This is a genomic window from Sinomonas soli, from assembly GCF_054782415.1.
Genome location: NZ_BAAGSN010000010.1, coordinates 824 through 18,624, shown reverse-complemented (window position 1 = coordinate 18,624; position 17,801 = coordinate 824). Strand labels below are relative to the sequence as shown.

General features: G+C 70.1%; 16 protein-coding genes and 3 pseudogenes. 12 read left to right on the top strand and 7 right to left on the bottom strand.

What is annotated here, in order from left to right; all coding sequences use genetic code 11:
- The 3 genes and pseudogenes from ACYVKZ_RS09805 to ACYVKZ_RS09795 form a co-directional block, all read left to right on the top strand.
- A pseudogene (locus tag ACYVKZ_RS09805) lies at nucleotides 1-199 on the top strand (Pyoverdin chromophore biosynthetic protein pvcC); the annotation flags it as partial.
- A gap of 643 nt (nucleotides 200-842) precedes the next feature.
- Nucleotides 843-1,925, top strand: coding sequence for a maleylacetate reductase (locus tag ACYVKZ_RS09800; protein ID WP_460991995.1), 1,083 nt, complete (start codon nucleotides 843-845; stop codon nucleotides 1,923-1,925).
- Nucleotides 1,926-1,939: 14 nt separating this feature from the next.
- The gene (locus ACYVKZ_RS09795) at nucleotides 1,940-2,854 is read left to right on the top strand and encodes a dioxygenase family protein (protein WP_460991993.1); all 915 of its coding nucleotides are present in this window, start codon (nucleotides 1,940-1,942) and stop codon (nucleotides 2,852-2,854) included.
- A 708-nt stretch (nucleotides 2,855-3,562) separates the two neighbouring features.
- Here ACYVKZ_RS09795 and ACYVKZ_RS09790 read toward each other — a convergent pair.
- Genes ACYVKZ_RS09790 through ACYVKZ_RS09775 form a run of 4 tightly spaced genes read right to left on the bottom strand, consistent with a single transcriptional unit; the run spans nucleotide 3,563 to nucleotide 5,433 of the window.
- A complete protein-coding gene (locus ACYVKZ_RS09790) occupies nucleotides 3,563-4,450 on the bottom strand; it encodes a diacylglycerol/lipid kinase family protein (protein ID WP_460991992.1) in 888 nt (295 codons plus the stop codon).
- A 16-nt stretch (nucleotides 4,451-4,466) separates the two neighbouring features.
- Nucleotides 4,467-4,670 carry a hypothetical protein gene (locus ACYVKZ_RS09785; protein WP_460991991.1) on the bottom strand — a complete coding sequence of 68 codons (204 nt, stop codon included), beginning with the start codon at nucleotides 4,668-4,670 and terminating at the stop codon, nucleotides 4,467-4,469.
- A 10-nt stretch (nucleotides 4,671-4,680) separates the two neighbouring features.
- Nucleotides 4,681-5,154: a hypothetical protein gene (locus tag ACYVKZ_RS09780; protein ID WP_460991990.1), complete on the bottom strand. Its 474-nt coding sequence runs from the start codon at nucleotides 5,152-5,154 to the stop codon at nucleotides 4,681-4,683.
- A 36-nt stretch (nucleotides 5,155-5,190) separates the two neighbouring features.
- Nucleotides 5,191-5,433 carry a LapA family protein gene (locus ACYVKZ_RS09775; protein WP_460991988.1) on the bottom strand — a complete coding sequence of 81 codons (243 nt, stop codon included), beginning with the start codon at nucleotides 5,431-5,433 and terminating at the stop codon, nucleotides 5,191-5,193.
- A gap of 393 nt (nucleotides 5,434-5,826) precedes the next feature.
- Between ACYVKZ_RS09775 and ACYVKZ_RS09770 the strand changes: the two genes are divergently transcribed.
- The 6 genes and pseudogenes from ACYVKZ_RS09770 to ACYVKZ_RS09745 all read left to right on the top strand — a co-directional run.
- On the top strand, nucleotides 5,827-6,906 hold the full coding sequence (locus ACYVKZ_RS09770; protein WP_460991986.1) for a fatty acid desaturase family protein: 1,080 nt from the start codon (nucleotides 5,827-5,829) through the stop codon (nucleotides 6,904-6,906).
- 126 nt (nucleotides 6,907-7,032) lie between these two features.
- On the top strand, nucleotides 7,033-7,938 hold the full coding sequence (locus tag ACYVKZ_RS09765) for a DMT family transporter (RefSeq protein ID WP_460991984.1): 906 nt from the start codon (nucleotides 7,033-7,035) through the stop codon (nucleotides 7,936-7,938).
- A 489-nt stretch (nucleotides 7,939-8,427) separates the two neighbouring features.
- Nucleotides 8,428-8,907, top strand: coding sequence for a hypothetical protein (locus ACYVKZ_RS09760; RefSeq protein WP_460991982.1), 480 nt, complete (start codon nucleotides 8,428-8,430; stop codon nucleotides 8,905-8,907).
- A 155-nt stretch (nucleotides 8,908-9,062) separates the two neighbouring features.
- A complete protein-coding gene (locus ACYVKZ_RS09755; protein WP_460991981.1) occupies nucleotides 9,063-9,293 on the top strand; it encodes a hypothetical protein in 231 nt (76 codons plus the stop codon).
- Nucleotides 9,294-10,062: 769 nt separating this feature from the next.
- Entirely contained in the window at nucleotides 10,063-10,293 is a 231-nt protein-coding gene (locus ACYVKZ_RS09750) for a hypothetical protein (RefSeq protein ID WP_460991979.1), read from the top strand.
- A gap of 198 nt (nucleotides 10,294-10,491) precedes the next feature.
- Nucleotides 10,492-10,875 (top strand): annotated as a pseudogene (locus ACYVKZ_RS09745) (recombinase family protein); the annotation flags it as partial.
- 132 nt (nucleotides 10,876-11,007) lie between these two features.
- Here ACYVKZ_RS09745 and ACYVKZ_RS09740 read toward each other — a convergent pair.
- Nucleotides 11,008-11,415: a DUF6924 domain-containing protein gene (locus tag ACYVKZ_RS09740; protein ID WP_460991977.1), complete on the bottom strand. Its 408-nt coding sequence runs from the start codon at nucleotides 11,413-11,415 to the stop codon at nucleotides 11,008-11,010.
- Nucleotides 11,416-11,859: 444 nt separating this feature from the next.
- On the opposite strand from ACYVKZ_RS09740, the gene ACYVKZ_RS09735 reads away from it, so the two are divergent.
- Nucleotides 11,860-12,939, top strand: coding sequence for a hypothetical protein (locus tag ACYVKZ_RS09735; protein ID WP_460991975.1), 1,080 nt, complete (start codon nucleotides 11,860-11,862; stop codon nucleotides 12,937-12,939).
- Between the two features lie 390 nt (nucleotides 12,940-13,329).
- Here the strand turns inward: ACYVKZ_RS09735 and ACYVKZ_RS09730 are convergent, their stop codons facing one another.
- A complete protein-coding gene (locus ACYVKZ_RS09730; protein WP_460991973.1) occupies nucleotides 13,330-14,283 on the bottom strand; it encodes an alkaline phosphatase family protein in 954 nt (317 codons plus the stop codon).
- A gap of 451 nt (nucleotides 14,284-14,734) precedes the next feature.
- Here ACYVKZ_RS09730 and ACYVKZ_RS09725 point away from each other — a divergent pair, with 451 nt between their 5' ends.
- On the top strand, nucleotides 14,735-15,958 hold the full coding sequence (locus ACYVKZ_RS09725; protein ID WP_460991971.1) for an MFS transporter: 1,224 nt from the start codon (nucleotides 14,735-14,737) through the stop codon (nucleotides 15,956-15,958).
- Between the two features lie 620 nt (nucleotides 15,959-16,578).
- Here the strand turns inward: ACYVKZ_RS09725 and ACYVKZ_RS09720 are convergent.
- The gene (locus ACYVKZ_RS09720; RefSeq protein ID WP_460991969.1) at nucleotides 16,579-17,199 is read right to left on the bottom strand and encodes a DedA family protein; all 621 of its coding nucleotides are present in this window, start codon (nucleotides 17,197-17,199) and stop codon (nucleotides 16,579-16,581) included.
- A gap of 161 nt (nucleotides 17,200-17,360) precedes the next feature.
- Here ACYVKZ_RS09720 and ACYVKZ_RS09715 point away from each other — a divergent pair.
- Nucleotides 17,361-17,801: pseudogene (locus tag ACYVKZ_RS09715) on the top strand (hypothetical protein); the annotation flags it as partial.

The window sequence follows — 17,801 nt, the reverse complement described above, 5'->3', positions numbered from 1 at the left end:
CTACGAGCGCAACTACTCAGGCAACCACGAGAACGTCAAGGCCGAGATGCTCTTCGCCGCCGAAGCCAGCGGCGCGGCGGCGTCGATGCGCGGCTTCGCCGAGGACTGCATGGCCGAGTACGACCTCGACGGGTGGACCGTGCCGGACCTGGTCAACAACGACGACGTCAGCCTGTTCATCAGGAACCGCGGCCGCTGAGCTGGCAGACATCCCTCGACCGCGGGCACGGGCGAGGAGCACAGCATGGACGCAATGCCGACAGCAACGGGCACCATCCCACGCATCGAGCCCATGGCCGCCTCGCCCGTGCGCCTCCCTCGCAGGCGCCATCTCGGGCCTCGCGCTGAATCTCCTCGTCGACGAACCCCCACCAAATGGTGAGCTCAAACACTCACATCCATGTCGGCGCACACAGCATCCAAGCGGACCATCGCCCCGTTTCCTAGCAGAAGCCCACCACCGAATTGAATCTGAATGGTGTGCCGGGGGACGACCTTGGGACGACTGGGTCAGCACTGGGGCGTCATCGAGCACGACGGCTCGCGCAGTCGCTTCGACGACGTGGGGGGCGCGAGCGGGTAGCCATCGGCCGGACGGCGCACCCTGCCGGCGTCCTGTCGCCGGAGCAGCTCACCGCGCTCGCGCCGTTGGGCCTGCCCACGGTGAGGATCTCCCGGAGGCGACCGTGCCGGAGTCGTGCGCGACACGGCCGGCACCTCCGGCGCATGGCTCGATCGCGGCCGCCGAGGGCCTCCGCTGCACGCGGACACGGCCATCACGGGCCTGCACGTGCAGGTCCCTGCCGGGTGCACGCTGAGAACACGAGAAGAGGAAAGCACGCATGGGACTGGTTTTCGATCATGTGACTCTCGGGCAGCGGGTGCTGTTCGGGTCGGGGAAGGCCGCGGAGAACGTCGCGGCCGAGGTCGCACGGCTCGGCGCGAGGGCCGTGATGGTCATCGCCTCGGAGACCGAGGTGAAGCTCGCTCAGACGGTCACCAACCAGATCGAGGTCGTGCTCATTCACGACGACGTGGTCATGCACGTCCCCGTCGAGACAGCCGAGGAGGCCCGGACCGCCGCCGCAGACGCGCGTATCGACCTCATCATCTCGGTCGGCGGTGGCTCGACCACGGGCCTGGCCAAGGCCGTGGCCCTCACGACCGGGATCCCGATCATTGCGGTCCCGACCACGTACGCCGGGTCCGAGGCGACCAATGTGTGGGGCCTGACCGAGGGCGCCCGCAAGAGAACCGGCGTGGACGACCGGGTCCTGCCCGCCACGGTCGTCTACGACGCCGACCTCACCCTCACCCTCCCGGTCGGAATGAGCGTCGCGTCCGGCCTCAACGGGCTCGCCCACTGCGTCGACTCCCTCTGGGGCCCCCGAGCGGACCCGATCAACGCAGCCATCGCCACCGAGGGCATCCGCGCCCTGGCAGAGGGCCTGCCCAAGATCGTCGCCGACCCCGCAGGCCCGGATGGCCGGGAGCAGGCCCTCTACGGGGCCTACCTCGCCGCCGTCTCGTTCGCCTCGGCCGGATCCGGGATGCACCACAAGATCTGCCACGTCCTCGGCGGCACGTTCAACCTCCCCCACGCCCAGACCCACGCCACCGTCCTGCCCTACGTGCTCGCCTTCAACGCCTCCCACGCGCCCGAGGCTGCTGGCCGGATCGCCGCCGCGTTCGGCACCGCCGACGCCCTCGAAGGCCTCCAGACGCTGCGCGAGCGCCTCGACGCCCCCCGCGCCCTGGCCGACTACGGCTTCGCCGAGGACGGCATCGCCGAGGCCGTCCAGGTCGCCCTGCCCGCCATCCCGGCGAACAACCCGCGCCCCGTCACCGCCGCCGGCCTGACCGCGCTCCTGCGCGCGGCACTGGCCGGCGACGACCCGAAGATCCTCACCGACGAGCTCGACTGAGAAAGAGCACAGCCATGACAGAGACCGCCCATCCCGCCGTGTCCGCCAAGCAGGCCGGCATCGAGCAGGCCCTGACCGACCAGGTCGTCGCCTCCTTCGACGGCACCCCCGACCCGCGCCTGCGCCAGCTCATGGGCGCCCTGACCCGGCACCTGCACGCGTTCATCCGCGAGGTCCGCCTCACCGAGGACGAGTGGAACAAGGCCATCGAGTTCCTCACCGCCGCCGGGCACATCACCGACGAGCGGCGGCAGGAGTTCATCCTCCTCTCCGACATCCTCGGCGCCTCCATGCAGACCATCGCCGTGAACAACGAGGCCGTCGCCGCTGCCGACCGCCCCGCGACCGAGGCCACCGTCTTCGGGCCCTTCTTCGTCGACGACGCCCCCGAGATCCCAATTGGCGGGGACATCGCCGGCAGAGCCCACGGCCAGCCCTGCTGGGTCGAGGGCACCGTCACCGACACCGAGGGCAACCCCGTCCCCGGCGCCCGCATCGAGGTCTGGGAGGCCGACGACGAGGGCTTCTACGACGTCCAGTACACCGACGGCCGCGTCGCCGGGCGCGCGCATCTGTTCTCGGACGAGCAGGGCCGGTACTCGTTCTGGGGACTCACCCCGACCCCGTACCCGATCCCCCACGACGGCCCCGTCGGGAAAATGCTCGCCGCCACCAACCGCTCCCCCGTGCGGGCCTCCCACCTGCACTTCATGGTCACCGCCCCCGGCCTGCGCACACTTGTGACGCACATCTTCGTCCACGGCGATCCGCAGATCGAGATCGGCGACTCGGTCTTCGGCGTCAAGGACTCCCTCATCAAGGTCTTCGACGTCCAGTCGGCAGGGATACCCACCCCCGACGGCCGCGCCCTTGAGGGCGACTGGGCGCGCACCCACTTCGACATCGTCCTCGCCCCCGCCAACGCCTGAGAACGTCTACCCGCTGTCGGTACCCCGCATGTGAGTCCGTCAAAGGTTCCTTTGACAGGACTCGCGCGTCGGGCTTGCCCGCTCCCCTGCCTTCCTGAGACCTCTTCGGAAATTGACAGCCGGAAAGTAGAGCGACCACTCCTGCTCCTCTTGGCATAAGAGCAAAAGGAGAAGCGCTGCTGGTTCTCGGAGGCCTGAAGAGCACGTGCTCGCTGGGCCTTCCGGCTTGGTCCCGAGTCCCAGCACGTTCACTGGTCAGCGCGGTGGCCTGTCCCGAGCCAGAGCGTGTGGCCCTGTCAGGCCAGAGCCACAGCGCATGTGAACCCGGCGAGCTCCTCCGGGCGGACGGGGACAGGATCGGCCGGCACGGCGCCGATCCCGAGAGCCACACGATGAGCTCCTGCCGCTCGTCGAAGCTCAGGTGCGTCCCGTCGATCGTGTCCCCCCTCATGAGGGCCTCGACGTCCTGCGGGCGGCAGATGACCGCCTCCCACCAGCCGTTCTCCGTCCAGCCGCCCAGCCGCAGTACCGTCATGCGCAGCTCGGCTCCGGCCAGCAGGCCCGAGGCGGCGTCCCGGATTATGTTCCGGTACATACTCCGGTCGTTCTCTTCCTTCTCCACCATTTCCTTCGCGTGGTCCCAGGGATCGGCGCCGAGGCCGGCGACGTCATCCTCTTCAGAGGGGGCGGTGTGATCCGCGGCATGCGCTAGCCGAGGGTTGCCAGGGTCTGGCGGCGGGATTCGACGAGGACGGGTGTGCCGGCTCCGACTGTCATGACCTCGCCGTCGATCTGCAGCGGGATCGGGTCGGTGCTGGTGAACCTGTAGCTTGGCACGCTGGCCTGGGCCCCGAGTCCGACGGTGACGGCCCGCAGGGCCATGAGTGCGATGCGCCACTTGGCCCCGTGGGGCAGGATGACGACTTCGAATATCCCGTCGTCCGGGAAGCCTGCCTCGCTGATGCGGCCGTACTTGGCGATCCGGGTGATGTTGGCCAGGATCAGGCTGTCCAGCACGGCCCGGGCGCCGTCAGCGCGGGTGATCTCCAGGGGTGTGAGGCCGCGCAGGGCGCGGGCCACGGAGAGCAGTTCTGTGAAGCGTCCCTTGACGCCTGCTTCGATGCCGATGGCCATCAGGGGCGTGAGCCCGAATCCCACGTAGGAATGGGCGTAGCGGGACCACTGACCGGGCCCTTCCCCGACGGTGAGTCGGAGGAGGTCGATGCCGCGGACGTCGCCGCGGTCGATCGCGTCGGTGATGGGCAGGGTGCGGGTGCTTCGCCGGTGGTCGTTGGCGTTGCCGGCGCCCATGACGGCGCAGACGGCCTGGCCGCCGGCGTCCATGGCGCCATTGACGACGTCGTTGTACCCGCCGTCGCCGTTGATGGAGACCAGCAGTGGGCGTCCGCGCTCGGCGCCCGCCAGGGCACGTCCATGGCCGGGGAAGGCTGTGGGGCGCAGGCTCAGCGGTGTGCCGGGCAGGCGGGCGCCCAGCTCGGCGCGCAGCTGCCCGGCCAAAATTGCCGGGGCCCGGCCGGAGGGGTTGTAGATCAGGACGATCCTGTCGAAGGGTGCCCCTTCACCCCGAGCCCTCATCGCGCACCGAGCCGCGTCAGGGGGTGCCGCCCTCGTGGCGGGAACGGCCCGCGGAAGTTCCCTTGCCCTCGGGGCCGGGGCCGCCGTCCTTGTCGCGGGGAGCAGAAGTGGCGTGGCCGCCGTCGTCGTCCCAGGCCTCGTTCTCGGCTTCTTCCTCGGCCTCCGCGCTGGGGACCGGAGCGGCCGGCGGGTCGTGGCGGGCCCTGTAGTTCTCACTCACGGTGGCCTCCTCACGGGCCGAAGTCGATGGCGGCCGCCTGCTCGGCGACGCGCAGGAATCGTTCGTGCTCTGCCTCGTCCAGGTCGGCGCGGGCCTGGCGCGCGAGGTCCTTCTGCGCCAGGGCCTTCAGGGTGGCAGTGCGCACGATGGTGCCCACGACCTGCGCGAGGCCGTCCCTCAGCTCTTCGAGGCTGGTATCACTGATCAGGAGCCGCCGGTCCGCGATCTGCAGGCCCGCGTGGCCGAAGCCGGCCTCCTCCAGCTTCCTGCGGGCGGCTTCCGCGTGGACGGCCTCGATCTCGAGCGGGTCCGGGCGCCGCGAGAGGGATGCTGTGACGGTGTACCGCTGCGGCCCCTCGGAAGTGAGGGTGTCGGCGGGCAGGGCGCTGAGGACGATCCCGGTCACCCGGAGGGGATCCTCCGGTCCCGTGAGGTCGCTTGGCCTGGCGAAGAGGTCCTCGGTGCGTGGTGGAGTGCTGTTCATGGTGTCTCCTCGGGCGTGGTTCCGGTTGCGGCAGGATCATGCCCTGGCGCTGGCCTTGCGGGTCCTGCGGGCATTGGATCGGAGCTGGACGATGCGCGCAGCGCCCGCCGCGGCGACGAGGATGCCGCCGCCGACTGCCGCCATGAGAAGCGCCATGCCCAGGGTGACGGTGCCTTCCAGCCCGAGGAACAGCACCTTGGCAGGCTGCTGGTTCTGCAGGATGAAGATGATCAGCAGCACCAGGGCGAGGAGTGCCACCACGACGGCGGCCCACACCATGCCGGCCCTGGTGGTCCTGGGCTTCTCGCCGGTCGAGGAGGGGCCCTGGTTGGCGGTCGAGGAGGGGCTCCGGAGGGCCCCAGGACGTGTGCGGTCCTCGGGTGGGGGGCCTTCTCGCCCTGATGGGCTCTGGGGGTCGACCGGTAGAGAGGTCATGGTATTCAGCCCTTCTGAGGGGCCAGGACCCGGGCCGGTCTGCGGCTCCTGGGGTCCCGACCCGGTTCTATCAGCCTACGCCAGCAACAGGCGCGGGGGCAGTGCCCACATGGCCGACTTCCTCGGGTCCACGCGAGGCCGGGCCACCGGGGCCAGCCAGGCGTATCCTGAGGAGAGGGTGCACTTCCGGTGCAGGAGTCTCGATCGGGGCGGTGCCCCCAGCGGATTCGAGGAACCATGGCCCAGAACAGCGAACCAGGCGCCCAAGCCATCCGCCCGAACCGCGTGGTCAACAGCTATGTGGCCCTCCAGAGGCAAGTGCGGGACGCCGGCCTGCTCAACCGGAGGCGCGGCTACTACATTGTGCTCTTCACGATTCTGGCGATCGCCTGGGCCGGCGGCTGGACAGGCTTCGCCCTCGTCGGGCCGAGCTGGTACCAGCTGCTGATCGCGGCCGGGCTCGGGGTACTGATGACCCAGTTCGGATTCCTCGCCCATGAGGCCGCGCACAGCCAGGTCTTCGCCTCCTGGGCGGCCAACGAATGGTCCGCCCGCCTCATCGGCAACGGGCTCACGGGAATCAGCTATGCGATGTGGCAGGACAAGCACTCCCGTCACCACTCCAACCCGAACGTGATCGGCAAGGACCCGGACATCAGGCCCGGCACCATCGCCTTCCACGACGCGGCTGCCGCCGCAAGGCCCCGCTGGCTCGGGTTCATCACCCGCCACCAGGGCTACCTGCTCTTCCCGCTCCTGCCGTTCCTCGGCTTCGCCCTGCAGGTCGACTCGTTCAGGTTCCTCCTCCGACGGGCCCCTGTCCAGCGCAGGGCAGTAGAGCTCGCGATCCTCACCACCCGCGTGCTGACCGTGCCCGTCCTCGCGTTCTGGCTCCTCCCGCCAGGGATCGCTGCGGCGTTCGTGGGAGTGCAGCAGGGCGTCTTCGGCCTCTACATGGGGGCCACGTTCGCCCCCAACCACAAGGGGATGAAAATCTTCTCGGCCTCGGCGCGGGCGGACTTCCTCACCCGGCAGGTCATGTCCTCACGCAACATCCGGGGCGGGCGCATCATGGACATCCTCATGGGCGGACTCAACCACCAGATCGAGCACCACCTCTTCCCGACCATGCCCCGGCCCGCCCTGGCCCGCGCGGAGAGCCTCATCCGGGCCCAGTGCGCCGAGGAGGGCATCCCCTACACCGCGACGAGCCTCCTCGCGTCCTACGGGATCATCATCAGATACCTCAACGCCGTCGGCCACGGCCTCGGCACCGTCTTCGAATGCCCCCTCGCCACCCAGCACCGCCCCAACTGACCGCCCCGCGCCGGCTGACCCCCCTGCGCCGGCCGCCGGGGCGGACCCGATCCGGCCACGGGCAGGACGCGAGGGAGCCGGGGCTGCCTGCTGGCTCGGCGGAAGCGCCTGGACTATGGTCAGGCAATGGTGGCAGCCGCCGCGGAACGCGCCCTCACGTCGTACCACTGGTTGGGCATCCCGATCGCCCTATTGGGAGCAGTCCTGCTGTCCCTGGGGACGCTCTTCCAGCATCGGGGAGTCGATGACAGCGCGGGGGCGCCCGGCCCGGGCAGCGGCATGGGAGGGGGCCGGCTACAGCGGCTCGTGCGCCGGCCGGCGTGGCTGGCAGGGACCGGGATGCTCGGCGCCGCGGTCGTCCTGCAGCTGGCGGCCCTTCGCTTCTCACCGCTGATCGTCGTCCAGCCTCTCGGGGCCTTCGCCCTGGTCGTCACCACCTTGGCCACCGCACGGATGACCCGGGCCGTCCCCGGGCGGCGGACGGTGGTCGCGGTCCTGCTGTGCGTGGCCGGCGTCGCCGGGTTCGTGACCGTGGCCGCCCTCTCGGCCCAGGACGCGCCGATCAGCGACCACCACCTGGTGACCATCCTGATCCTGCTCGGGATCGTCCTTGCCCTCCTCGGCGCAGGCTTCGCGCTCTTCCACCGCAGATGGAACGCGGCCGCGTACACGGTCGGAGCCGGGGTGCAGTTCGGGTTCGTCGCGGCCCTGGCCAAGACTGTCATCGCCAGAATCCTCCAAGGCGACTTCGAATGGCTCTCCCTGACCTGCCTGGCCGGCCTCGGCGCCGCAGCCGGATTCGGCGCCTACCTCGTCCAGAACGCCCACACGAGGGGAAGCTCCGAACTCGTCGTCGCCGGGCTGACCGTGGTTGACCCACTGGTCGCGGTCACCATCGGCATCACCGTCCTCGGCGAGGCGGACACCGCCCCACCGGCGGCATTCGCCGGGTTCATACTCGCCGGCGCCGTCGCGGTCGCCGGAGTGGCCTCCCTGGCCACCGTGCACGTCCGAGGGGCCCACGGACGATAGTCGCGAGGATGAACATCATGACCTCTGCACACGTCGTCCCCGAGAATCCCCACGGGCAGAACCTGGGGGCCCGAACAGCCCCGGGAAACTCTCCCCGCGGGAAGCCCCGGAACGGCCAGGGCCAGCATCGGGCGGGCCACGGTCGTCCTCGGGACGACAGGGTTGCCTTGGGCGTGGCGCTTCGCTGCGGCTGCCGACGGGAAGCGTCCACGTTGTCGCAGCCGGCGCCTCTGCCCACGGATCATCCGGCTCACGACCCATGCCCCGCAGAATCCGGAAGGCCGTCGCCGCAGCCCAGCCCCAACGGTACCGCCCGGCGGCGCGCCCCTCATCCCCCACCCCCGAGCCCGGTACGTGGCGGAGCTGTGCCCAGCACAGCGCCGACCAGCGCGCCCGGCTGATCAAGGCGTCCACCAGCAGCATCGGGGCAGAAACAGGTCTAGTGTGAGGAGGGTCGGCAATCGCCGTCGGTACCCTCCAGGAGGGTTGATGAATTCCACCCAGTCCAGCTCCGAACAATTCGCACAGCACCTCAAGAGCGTCGGCGGATCAGAGGCCGACGTCAGCGACTCCCCCTACGCCGTCGGCGAGGAGGACACCGTCGAGAATGTGGCGTGCGGCCTTCGCATCGGACAGCAGCAGCGGAGCGGACCAGCGGGCAGGCTCGCTGTCCTCCATGCCGCCGCCGAGGTCCTGATCAGTCGGCGCGACGAACACCACCGGGACCATCACCCCGGAACCTCCCTCTCTGGGCAGTACCAGCTCGACATCCACCTCAGCGCCAGCCGCATCTTCCGGGTGCCCATCCCCGAGACCGACCTCGAGGCGGCCAAGGCCTGGGCCCTGGGACGGATCGAAGCCGAGGGCTCAGACTTCGGCGCCATCTACTTCCCCGCCGGAGGAGGCGACGCACCCGGCACCGGGGCACTCGAATGCCGTTACGACCGTGCCGTGGGCTGGTACCGGTAGACGAACACCGCGCAGCCAACCGCCCAGGCCCTACGGCAGGGCACTGCCCACCATGTCCCGCCCCCGCCATCCAGCACGGCTGCGCACTCTGCGACAGGGCGGACACCGAGAACTGCCGGATCTGCCGACCGAGCACACAGGCAGGAGGCACGACGATGAGGACCGCGGACGAGCACGGCCCGCAGGCGCCCCGCGACAACGCCGAGCAACGGATGAAGACGCTGGCGGAACAGAAGGGGCTCCGTCTGGAGCGGTCCGGGACCGCCGACGGGCAGCCGTCATACTGGCTCATGGACCCCCGCACAGACGCGGTAGTAGCAGGGGAACCGGCCAAGCGCTTCGGACTGACCCTCGATGAGGTCGCCCAAGTCCTCCGAGACCGCTGACAGAGCCCGTCCCCGTGGTCCCGCGCGCCTCCGGACGGCAAAACATGTCAAAACCCGTATCCGTCAGGGTCGGGCAGCCCTTGCTTCTACCGCGGACCCGGGCGGCCTGAACCTCGGAGCAGGCCCATGTCCTCCCCACGCAGCATCCAGAGCCCGGGCGCGTCGAGTCTCGCCATGCGGCAAGGGACAGTCAAGCTCCGGACCAGGCAGCGGGAAGCCCGGGAGCCAGCCGACGTTCCGCTGCGCCCACGCAGCGCATCCGGTCAGCTCGGCACATCGGTCTTCACACCCTTCTCTGCCCAAATAGCGTCTTGGATCCCACCCGGGGGTAGAGAACCGTCCGGTGCCCAGCCCGTCGACGACGTCCCATCAGCGGTTCCTTTGATGGGACGATCACGCGGGCCGACAATACTCCCCAACGCATCCGCCCTTCCTTGTGTGGATGTGATCGCTCTTTGGCGGTGTTTTGTCAGCGGTAAGTGGCGGCGCGACTTTCGGCGTTGAAGACGCGGCCCGTTCCTGCTGCCAAAGTAGTATCCGGGTGATGCGTATGGGGAGGTCGCTCTGGATCGCTTTGATCGCCGGCGCTGTGGGCGCTGGTGTATCTAGTTGCGGTGTCCTGGCGCCGCGCGCCTGTGCAGGACCGGCAGAGGGTCCGCCTGGCATCCAACTCGACGCAACGCCCTGGCTGGCCGCCCACCCCGGCGCGAGCCTGGAAGCCTGTCTCGCAAGTCGTTGCGCCGCGCTCTCGCACGATCAGGAGACCGCAGTGCTCCAGACCCCTATGCAGGATGTCGAGGGGACCTACCCCCTCACCCTGCGAAGCGGCGGGACCGTGGTGGCCGAAGAACAGATCCACCTCGCCGACCCGGCCGTCGCCGGCCCCTGCGGGACCGTCCACGTCCTTGCGATCAAGCCTCTGACCTTGAATGGCAGCGGAAAACTCCTCGACACCCCTCCGCATCCGGCACCCTATGCGAGTGCCTCGAGCTCGCCGTGAGAACTTCCCAATGTCCAAGCCGGGCGTGCAGTTGCCAATCGTCCTGAAAACCTACAGCTTTACGAGACGCCGGCCCGGCCCCTGCCCACCCGTCCTCGGAAGCCGCCGCACCAGGGGCCTCGGTGCCTTGGAAAGGTGTCTTGACGGATTCTGCCTCACAGGCGGCCGATTCAGGGATTTGTGAGGCACACTGAGCAGGTGAGGCTTCTGGGGTACACGAGGGTGAGCACTGTCGGCCAGGACGCGCGGCTGCAGCTCGAGGCGCTGCGCGGGGTCGGGGTGGAGTCCCGGGACGTGTTCTCTGATGTGACCTCCGGCAGCCGGGCCGCGGTCCAGCGGCCGGGGATGAAGCGGCTGCTGCAGTACGCCGAGTCCGGGGACACCGTGGTGGTCTGGCGCATCGACCGCCTCGGACGCTCGCTCATGGACGTCCTGAACACGGTGAACCTGCTGCGCCAGAGCGGGATCAAGATCCGCTCGGTCTCGGATGGGATCGACCCGGAGACGTCCTCGGGCAGGATGATGCTCGGGATGCTCGCGACCCTGGCCGAGTACGAGCGCGAGCTCATCGTCAAACAAATCCCGAGTGAGGGGCCGGACTTGTGTCCTGACGAGTGGGCGGGCGTTCGCCGGTTGGGCTCGCGTTGATGACTGGTCCTACCGGGCACGCTCCGCTGCGAGGCTCCTCCTGCTCGATACAAGACCGGTTGGCCCCTACTCGAATCCGCGGTACACCCCATCCATGTCGACAGCGGTCGCGAATTCCTCCCAGTCCATGTTCGACAGGTTGAGGTTGTTCTCGACTGCCCAGAGTTCCGAAGCGATGCATCGGAAGGAAGGGCGTTCGCCGATCAGGTCGACGACCAACACCGGGAAGCCGTCGGTGGAGAGCGTGAGCTGGTCCGCTGCGAAAAGCACTGACGCACCATCGTCTGGAACAGCCGCGCGCAACTGATTGATCGAGCTGCCGTACCACGCTGGATCGTCTACGAACTCGACGTATGCACGGAATCCGTCCTGGTTCTCGGTGCCAACCGCGCGAATCAGCCGGTCCCAAGAGTTGTCATGCCGAGAGTCGAGTCGAACGAGCAGCGACACACGCGATTCGGGGAGAGGAGCCACAGAGCGAGTATCGCCCGAAACACCGGCCAGTCGGGGTAGCCGCTCCCTGCCTAGGCGTCCGTCCAAGCTGGTCCGGCGCGCGCCGGCTTCGTGGTTCGCAAGCAGCTCCGCATATGCGGACCTGCTTCAGCTAAGCAGATACCCAATATCTGGGTTCAGACATTGGCTCACTGAAATCGCCGAGGCCCCGCACACCGTTTATCCGACTGTCCCCTCCGAGACGGGTCTGAGAACCCCCAGCAGCCCGGCCGCGGAGACGGGCCCCGCTGGAAGCGCGCGGGGCGGCCCGAGAGACGGCCGCCGCTCCCGGCGCTCCCTACTCCCAGCAGCTTCCCAGCCCCCGCCATGCGCAGTTCACCCGGGCGCCACGCGCAGGCTACCACCGGGGCGCAGCATGTCCGGCAGTGACAGCGCCAAAGCCACCGACGCATAAGGAGCCACAGCATGACAACGACAGCGCCCCGCCCCCGCCGCACGATCTTCGCCATCGGTACCGCCGTGGCCGCTGCAGCGACCCTCGCCTGCAGCGCTGCCCCCGCCCTCGCCGACTCGGGGCACGGAGCCCCAGGCCCCGGGGCCGCGTCCGGGTACACCGTGCGCTCCTTCGCCGCCGTCGGCAGCGAGTCAAAGCCCGACGACATCGTCCGGCTCGGGGACAGCATCTACGTGGCCTACCAGAACGGCGTCCAGCCGACGGGCCAGCCCGCCACCACGGGCGTGAGCGCGAGCACGATCCAGCAGTACTCCCTCGACGGGACCCCCGGCGCCTCGTGGAGCGTCGCGGGCAAGATCGACGGCATGGGTGCCGACCACCGGGGCCACCGTCTGCTCGTGACGACCAACGAGGACGGGAACTCGTCCTTCCACACCCTCACCCCCAGGGCCGGCGCGAACGCAGTGAAGGACTACAGCTACACCGGCCTCGCCCACGGCGGTGGGACCGACTCAGTCGTCGTCTACCACGGGACGATCCTGATCAGCGCCTCGGCGCCTACGGTCGCGACCGGCCCGGCGGTGTACAAGGCCACGCTCGAGGGCAGCACGGCTGCGCTCACACCGCTCTTCAACGACAACTCGGCCGCCACGGCCGTCAACGGCGCCGCAGCGGGCACAAGCGCCCCCCTGGCACTGACGGACCCCGACTCGAGTGAGATCGTCCCCGCTTCAAGCCCGCGGTTCCGGAACGACTTCATGCTCGACTCCCAGGGCGACCAGCAGCTCATCTTCGCCGACCACGCCGGCAGCCCGAACCAGAGCCTCCACGCGCTCAACCTCCCCCAGCCCGTGAACGACACGGCGTTCGCGACCCCGGACTCCAGGACCCTGTGGGCCACGGACCCAAGCCACAACACGGTCGACGCCATCACCGGGCCGTTCCGAAGCGGCGAGGCCATCACCGCCGTGACCCCGAACGCGGGGCCGAACTACCTCGCGACCATCGATCTCGCCACGGGCGCCCTCACCCCGATCCCGCAGCTCGCCGCCATCCACCCCCAAGGCCTGCTCATGACCGGTGGCCGCTGACCGGTTCGAAGACCACCGGGGAAGGCGCACGGCCTGGCACTGCTGCGACTGAACGCCCCCGACTTCCCCTGGCCCGCCGGGCTCGAGCAGATGGCCGACTTCGCGGTAGCTCAGCTCGTCGGCCTCCCCGCCCCACTTGGGCCAGGCCCTCAGTGGCCAGCACGCCCGCGCCACAGGACGGGCCAGCACCAGCGGCTCCCCCGTCCGGGCCGATCGGCCTCGTGGCGTTTCGAGCGGCTCTGTCCCGGATGCGGCGTGGACAGCGGCGGCGCGCACGCGGTCGACAATAGCGGGGACAGGTGCGCGCAGGCGCTCGGGACATCGCGGACGATGCGAGGCTGACCGGGCGCCAGGAGCCCGCAGGGTGTCGACGGTGCGGAAGGGGGTCCGTCAGGGTTTGGCGAAGACGTCGGTGCCGAAGGCCTTGAGTCCGGGGGCGGCGGCGTAGCCGAGGCGTGGAAGGGAGAAGGTGTCCTCGATGGTGGCCAGGAGGCTGTACTGGTTGTAGGGGGTGTCCGAGGTGGTCCCGGCCTTGGCGAAGGGTGAGAGGACGAGGGCGCCGATGTGGCCGCCGGCTGTGCCTCCGGGCAGGAGCCCTGCGGGTCCGGTGGTGGCGCCGTCGGATTCGTCGAAGGTGATCACCAGCATGCCGTCCTGCCGGTAGGCCGGGGAGGCCAGGATGGCCGGGATCTGCTGGCGCAGCCACGCGTCGGCGCTTGCCAGCCCGCCCGGCCTGCCGTCGACGCAGGGGCTGTCGTGCCCGTCGTCGCACAGGTTCGGGGTGATGTAGGCCAGATTCGGCGTGCTGCTGGCTGACTTCAGGTCTCCGGCGAGCTGGCTGAACGGAACGACGTCGCTCTGGCACTGGGGGGTGGAGGTGATCGATTCGAAGTAGACGAAGGGGTCGTGGCGGGTGGCGTACTGGTCGCCGGGCTTGGCGCCTTGGTGGTCGTCCCTGGCGCCGAGTGCGGGGTGCTCGCAGGGGGTCTGCATGTCCTCCATGTAGCCCTTCCAGCTCTTGCCCGCCGCGGTGAGCTGCCCGGCGACGGTCTGGACGGAGGGCGGGTAGACGCACCCCGTCCCCAGCACCTGTCCGGGCGCGGCGGTGCCGGTCTGCTGGAGGGCGGAGTAGGTGGTGCAGTCGGCCCGGCTGGCCGGGTTGGATGCCTGCCCGGAGATCTGGGCGAGGTAGTTCCCGGCCGAGTTGTGGGCGATCCCGTAGTACTGGGAGAGCAGGACCCCCTGGGCGCGCAGGGTCCTGGACAGGTAGGCTGCGGCCGAGGAGGCGCCCCCGGTCTCCTCGTAGCCCTTGTTCTCGAGGTTGACCACGAACAGGTGCCCCACCCTCCCGGCAGTGCCCCCCGAGGAGCCGGTCGGCGCCGCCGTCAGCGCAGCTGATCCAGACTGCGCGGGGGCGGCTGATCCAGGCTGCGCGGAGGGGGCCGGGCCCGGCGACGGGGGCTGGCAGCCCGATGCCGCCAATGCGAACGCGGCGAGGAGACCGGCCCAGGCAGACCGCCTCACGAGGCTCCGCACCCGGCCGCCTGGAACGCTTCGCCCCATCATCTGTCCCCCTCCTCGCGCGGGCACCTCGGATGGGGGAACTGTTGCACACCGAAGCTGGGATTGACAGGCAGGGAACCTGGGAATCGTCCCGGGCGCTGACCGGCAGCGTTTCGAGGCTGCCCCGCGGTCGCCGGCGTAGCCCGTCTGGGCCGGCAGGAGGGCCTTGTTGCGGCACGGGGCGCGCCGCGACACTGGTCTGGTCGGAAAGGCGCATGAGGGGAGGATCGCGATGCAGAGCAGCGCCGCCCGCAGCGCACGGATTCCCCGGCCGGCCTGGCTCACCCGCAACGTCGCCGTGCTCAGCGGGGTCAGCCTCCTGCAGGATGCCGCGAGCGAGATGCTCTACCCGGTGCTGCCGATCCTGCTCACGGTCGTCCTCGGCGCCCCGCCTGCCGTCGTCGGTGCCGTCGAGGGGGCTGCGGAGGGGGTCGCGTCGCTGACGAAGGTTCTCGCCGGCCGTATCGCCGACCGGGTCCCGAAGAAGGAGCTCATCGGATCCGGGTACGGTCTCGCCGCGGCGGGCAAGGCAATCATCGCCGTGGCGTACGCATGGCCGGCGGTGCTGCTGGGCCGGTGCGTCGACCGCCTCGGCAAGGGAATCCGGGCCGCTCCACGGGATGCCCTGCTCGTGGCCGGGGTCGACACGGCCACCCGCGGGCGGGCATTCGGCCTGCACCGCACGGCAGACACCGGTGGGGCAGTCCTGGGGCCGGCCCTCGGGCTGCTCCTGTACGAGCTCCTCGGCCGCCAGCTCCGGCCCCTCCTGGCCGTCGCGGTCATCCCGGCCGTGCTCTCGGCGCTGCTCGTGACCGCGGTGAAGGCGCCCCCAGTTCCCAGCCCGTCCGGGCATCCCGTACCCGCTGCTGGCAGGCCTCCTGCCCTGCCACGGCGGCTGCGCAGGCTCATCGCCGTCCTCGCCCTGTTCTCGCTGGTGAACTTCCCGGACGCGCTCCTGCTGCTGCGCGCCCACGATCTGGGGCTCCCTACCAGCGGGGTGATCGCCGCCTACATCCTGTACAACATTGTCTACGCTGGGCTCTCCTACCCCGCGGGCGCGCTCTCGGACAAGCTCCCCAAACACGTCGTCTTCGCGACCGGTCTGGGCTTCTTCGCGCTCGGCTACCTCGGCCTCGGCCTCATCAGCTCACCCGAATGGGTCTTCCCGGTGCTCCTCGCGTATGGCGGCTTCAGTGCCTGCACCGACGGCGTCGGGAAGGCCTGGGTCTCGAGCCTGGCCCCCGAGGCAGCCCAGGGCCGAGCCCAAGGGCTCTTCCAGGGCCTGACCGGCGGGGCGATCCTGGTCGCCGGGCTCTGGGCCGGACTGGCCTGGGGGCCCAGCGGGCAGCTCCCCCTGCTTGCCTCCGGGGCCGCGGGCCTCGGGCTCGCCCTCGTGCTCCTGCTCGCCGGCCCACGGCTCACCCCCGAGTCCCGCGGCGCGCCGCCACCGCCCTAGACAGACGGCCTGACCGCCATTGGCGGCCGCGGGACTGCGGTCCCTGCCAGCCGGTCCCCAGTGCCGGCGGACGCGCTCCGGTCCTCCGGGATGCCACACACCGGCGCTCACCCGGGACCTGCGAGCTTCTGCCGGAGATCCATGGTTAGGCCGGAGGCGGGCCGGATCCCCCTGCACGCTGCCCCGCACCATGGCCCTTCAAGGACTGTGCTGACCGCCCTCGGCGGTCAGCGGGGCGCGCACATGGAGGTCCTGGCCGACGTCACTGGAGGCTGAAGACTGCAAGGGCGGCCCACTCGAGTGTCGCTGCCCATGCGGGCAGGGACACTCCCGCGCCAGCGCACATGGAGTTCCTCGAGAAAGCTCCCAGGGCCTGCACAGTGTGCGCTGCTCGGCTCGTGGACCGTGTCTGGGGTTTCAGACCAGCCCTCTTCGCCCTGCGGTCTACCACAGAGCATCCCTGTCCGAGCTGGGCGTACCCCCGTTGTGTGGGCGCCTCGAGGCGGCATGTCTCCTGCACGAAGTCGACGGAGGCGAGGAGCGCTCCGGTGATGTGCAGCGGCGTGGGGGGAACTGCCGCTGCCGGACTCCACGAACGGCGTCCGGGCGGTCGTGGCTGTTCAGTCCTGCTCGGCGCGGGCTTCGCGTGTGCGGGCCTTGGCGCGGCGGCGGAGGGCCTCGATGCCGATGGGGGCGACGGAGGCCAGGACGATGAGGGTGGCGAGGACGTCGATGTTCTTGGCGACGAACTCGACGTGGCCCAGCCACATCCCGACCAGGGTCACGGCGATGGTCCAGATGACGGCGCCGACGACGTTCCAGGCCAGGAACGCCCCGCGGTGGTAGCGGGCGGCGCCGGCGACGACCGGGGTGTAGGTGCGGGCGATGGGCACGAAGCGGGCCAGGGCCAGGGCGCGGCCGCCGTAGCGGGCGAAGAACGCCTCGGCGCTCTGGAGGTGCTTGAGCTTGAGGACCCTGGCGTCCTGACGGAACCAGCGCCGGCCCACGACCCTGCCGATGAGGTAGCCGACCTCGCCTCCGGCGATCGCGGCCAGGGCCGCGACCAGGACCAGGACCGGCAGGGGCAGGGGCAGGTGGACGCCCAGGACGCCGAGGGTGAAGAGCAGGGTGTCACCGGGCAGGAACGGGAACAGGAACCCTGACTCGATGAACATGATCACCGCGACGATCGCGATCAGCCACGGCCCGGAGCCGGAGAGGAGCGAGGTCAGGTCAGGCACAGCAGGGTCCTCCCGGCAGGGGTCAGGGTCATGGGCCCCATCCTCCCGCGGGGGGTCTAAGACCGCTCTAAGAAGCCGCGCTCCCCCGGTCGCGGCCGCGACCCGGCAGCGCGGTGGAGTCCTTAGAGGCTCCTTAGAACTGAGGGCCCATGATGAGCCGCATGACCTACCCTGACCCCGCCCTCCGGCCCGCCGGGCCTGCCGAACCGAGGATGCGCAGCCGCCTGGCCGTCCTGCCGTCCCTGAGGCACTGGATCATCGCCTCGGCCGCGCTGACCGTCATCGTGTTCCTTCTCGGCTTCCTCGTGCGGACCACTTCGGTCTCGGCCGCCGAGCTGCCCGTCGACCAGGCCTTCAGCGCCCACCACGTGCACTGGCTGGACACGCTCTCCCTCGGGGTGGAGCAGGTCCTGGGCCCCAAGGGGGCCGTCGTGATCGTGCTGCTGGTCATGTCGTTCCTGTGGTTCGTGCGCCGGACCCCGGTCGATGCCCTCGCCGTGGGCTCGATCACCGGGTTCGGGTGGGTGTTCAGCCTGCTGTTCAAGTACACGGTGAACCGGCCCCGCCCGGACCAGCACCTGCTCGCGCACCCCCTGGCCGCT

Excerpts from the sequence above, each read along its gene's own strand:
- ACYVKZ_RS09755 (WP_460991981.1), top strand. The coding sequence starts at position 9,063 with ATGAGGACCGCGGACGAGCACGGCCCGCAGGCGCCCCGCGACAACGCC.
- ACYVKZ_RS09760 (WP_460991982.1), top strand. The coding sequence starts at position 8,428 with ATGAATTCCACCCAGTCCAGCTCCGAACAATTCGCACAGCACCTCAAG.
- ACYVKZ_RS09775 (WP_460991988.1), bottom strand. The coding sequence starts at position 5,433 with ATGGTGTGGGCCGCCGTCGTGGTGGCACTCCTCGCCCTGGTGCTGCTG.
- ACYVKZ_RS09780 (WP_460991990.1), bottom strand. The coding sequence starts at position 5,154 with ATGAACAGCACTCCACCACGCACCGAGGACCTCTTCGCCAGGCCAAGC.
- ACYVKZ_RS09725 (WP_460991971.1), top strand. The coding sequence starts at position 14,735 with ATGCAGAGCAGCGCCGCCCGCAGCGCACGGATTCCCCGGCCGGCCTGG.
- ACYVKZ_RS09770 (WP_460991986.1), top strand. The coding sequence starts at position 5,827 with ATGGCCCAGAACAGCGAACCAGGCGCCCAAGCCATCCGCCCGAACCGC.
- ACYVKZ_RS09735 (WP_460991975.1), top strand. The coding sequence starts at position 11,860 with ATGACAACGACAGCGCCCCGCCCCCGCCGCACGATCTTCGCCATCGGT.
- ACYVKZ_RS09800 (WP_460991995.1), top strand. The coding sequence starts at position 843 with ATGGGACTGGTTTTCGATCATGTGACTCTCGGGCAGCGGGTGCTGTTC.
- ACYVKZ_RS09790 (WP_460991992.1), bottom strand. The coding sequence starts at position 4,450 with ATGAGGGCTCGGGGTGAAGGGGCACCCTTCGACAGGATCGTCCTGATC.
- ACYVKZ_RS09765 (WP_460991984.1), top strand. The coding sequence starts at position 7,033 with ATGGTGGCAGCCGCCGCGGAACGCGCCCTCACGTCGTACCACTGGTTG.
- ACYVKZ_RS09795 (WP_460991993.1), top strand. The coding sequence starts at position 1,940 with ATGACAGAGACCGCCCATCCCGCCGTGTCCGCCAAGCAGGCCGGCATC.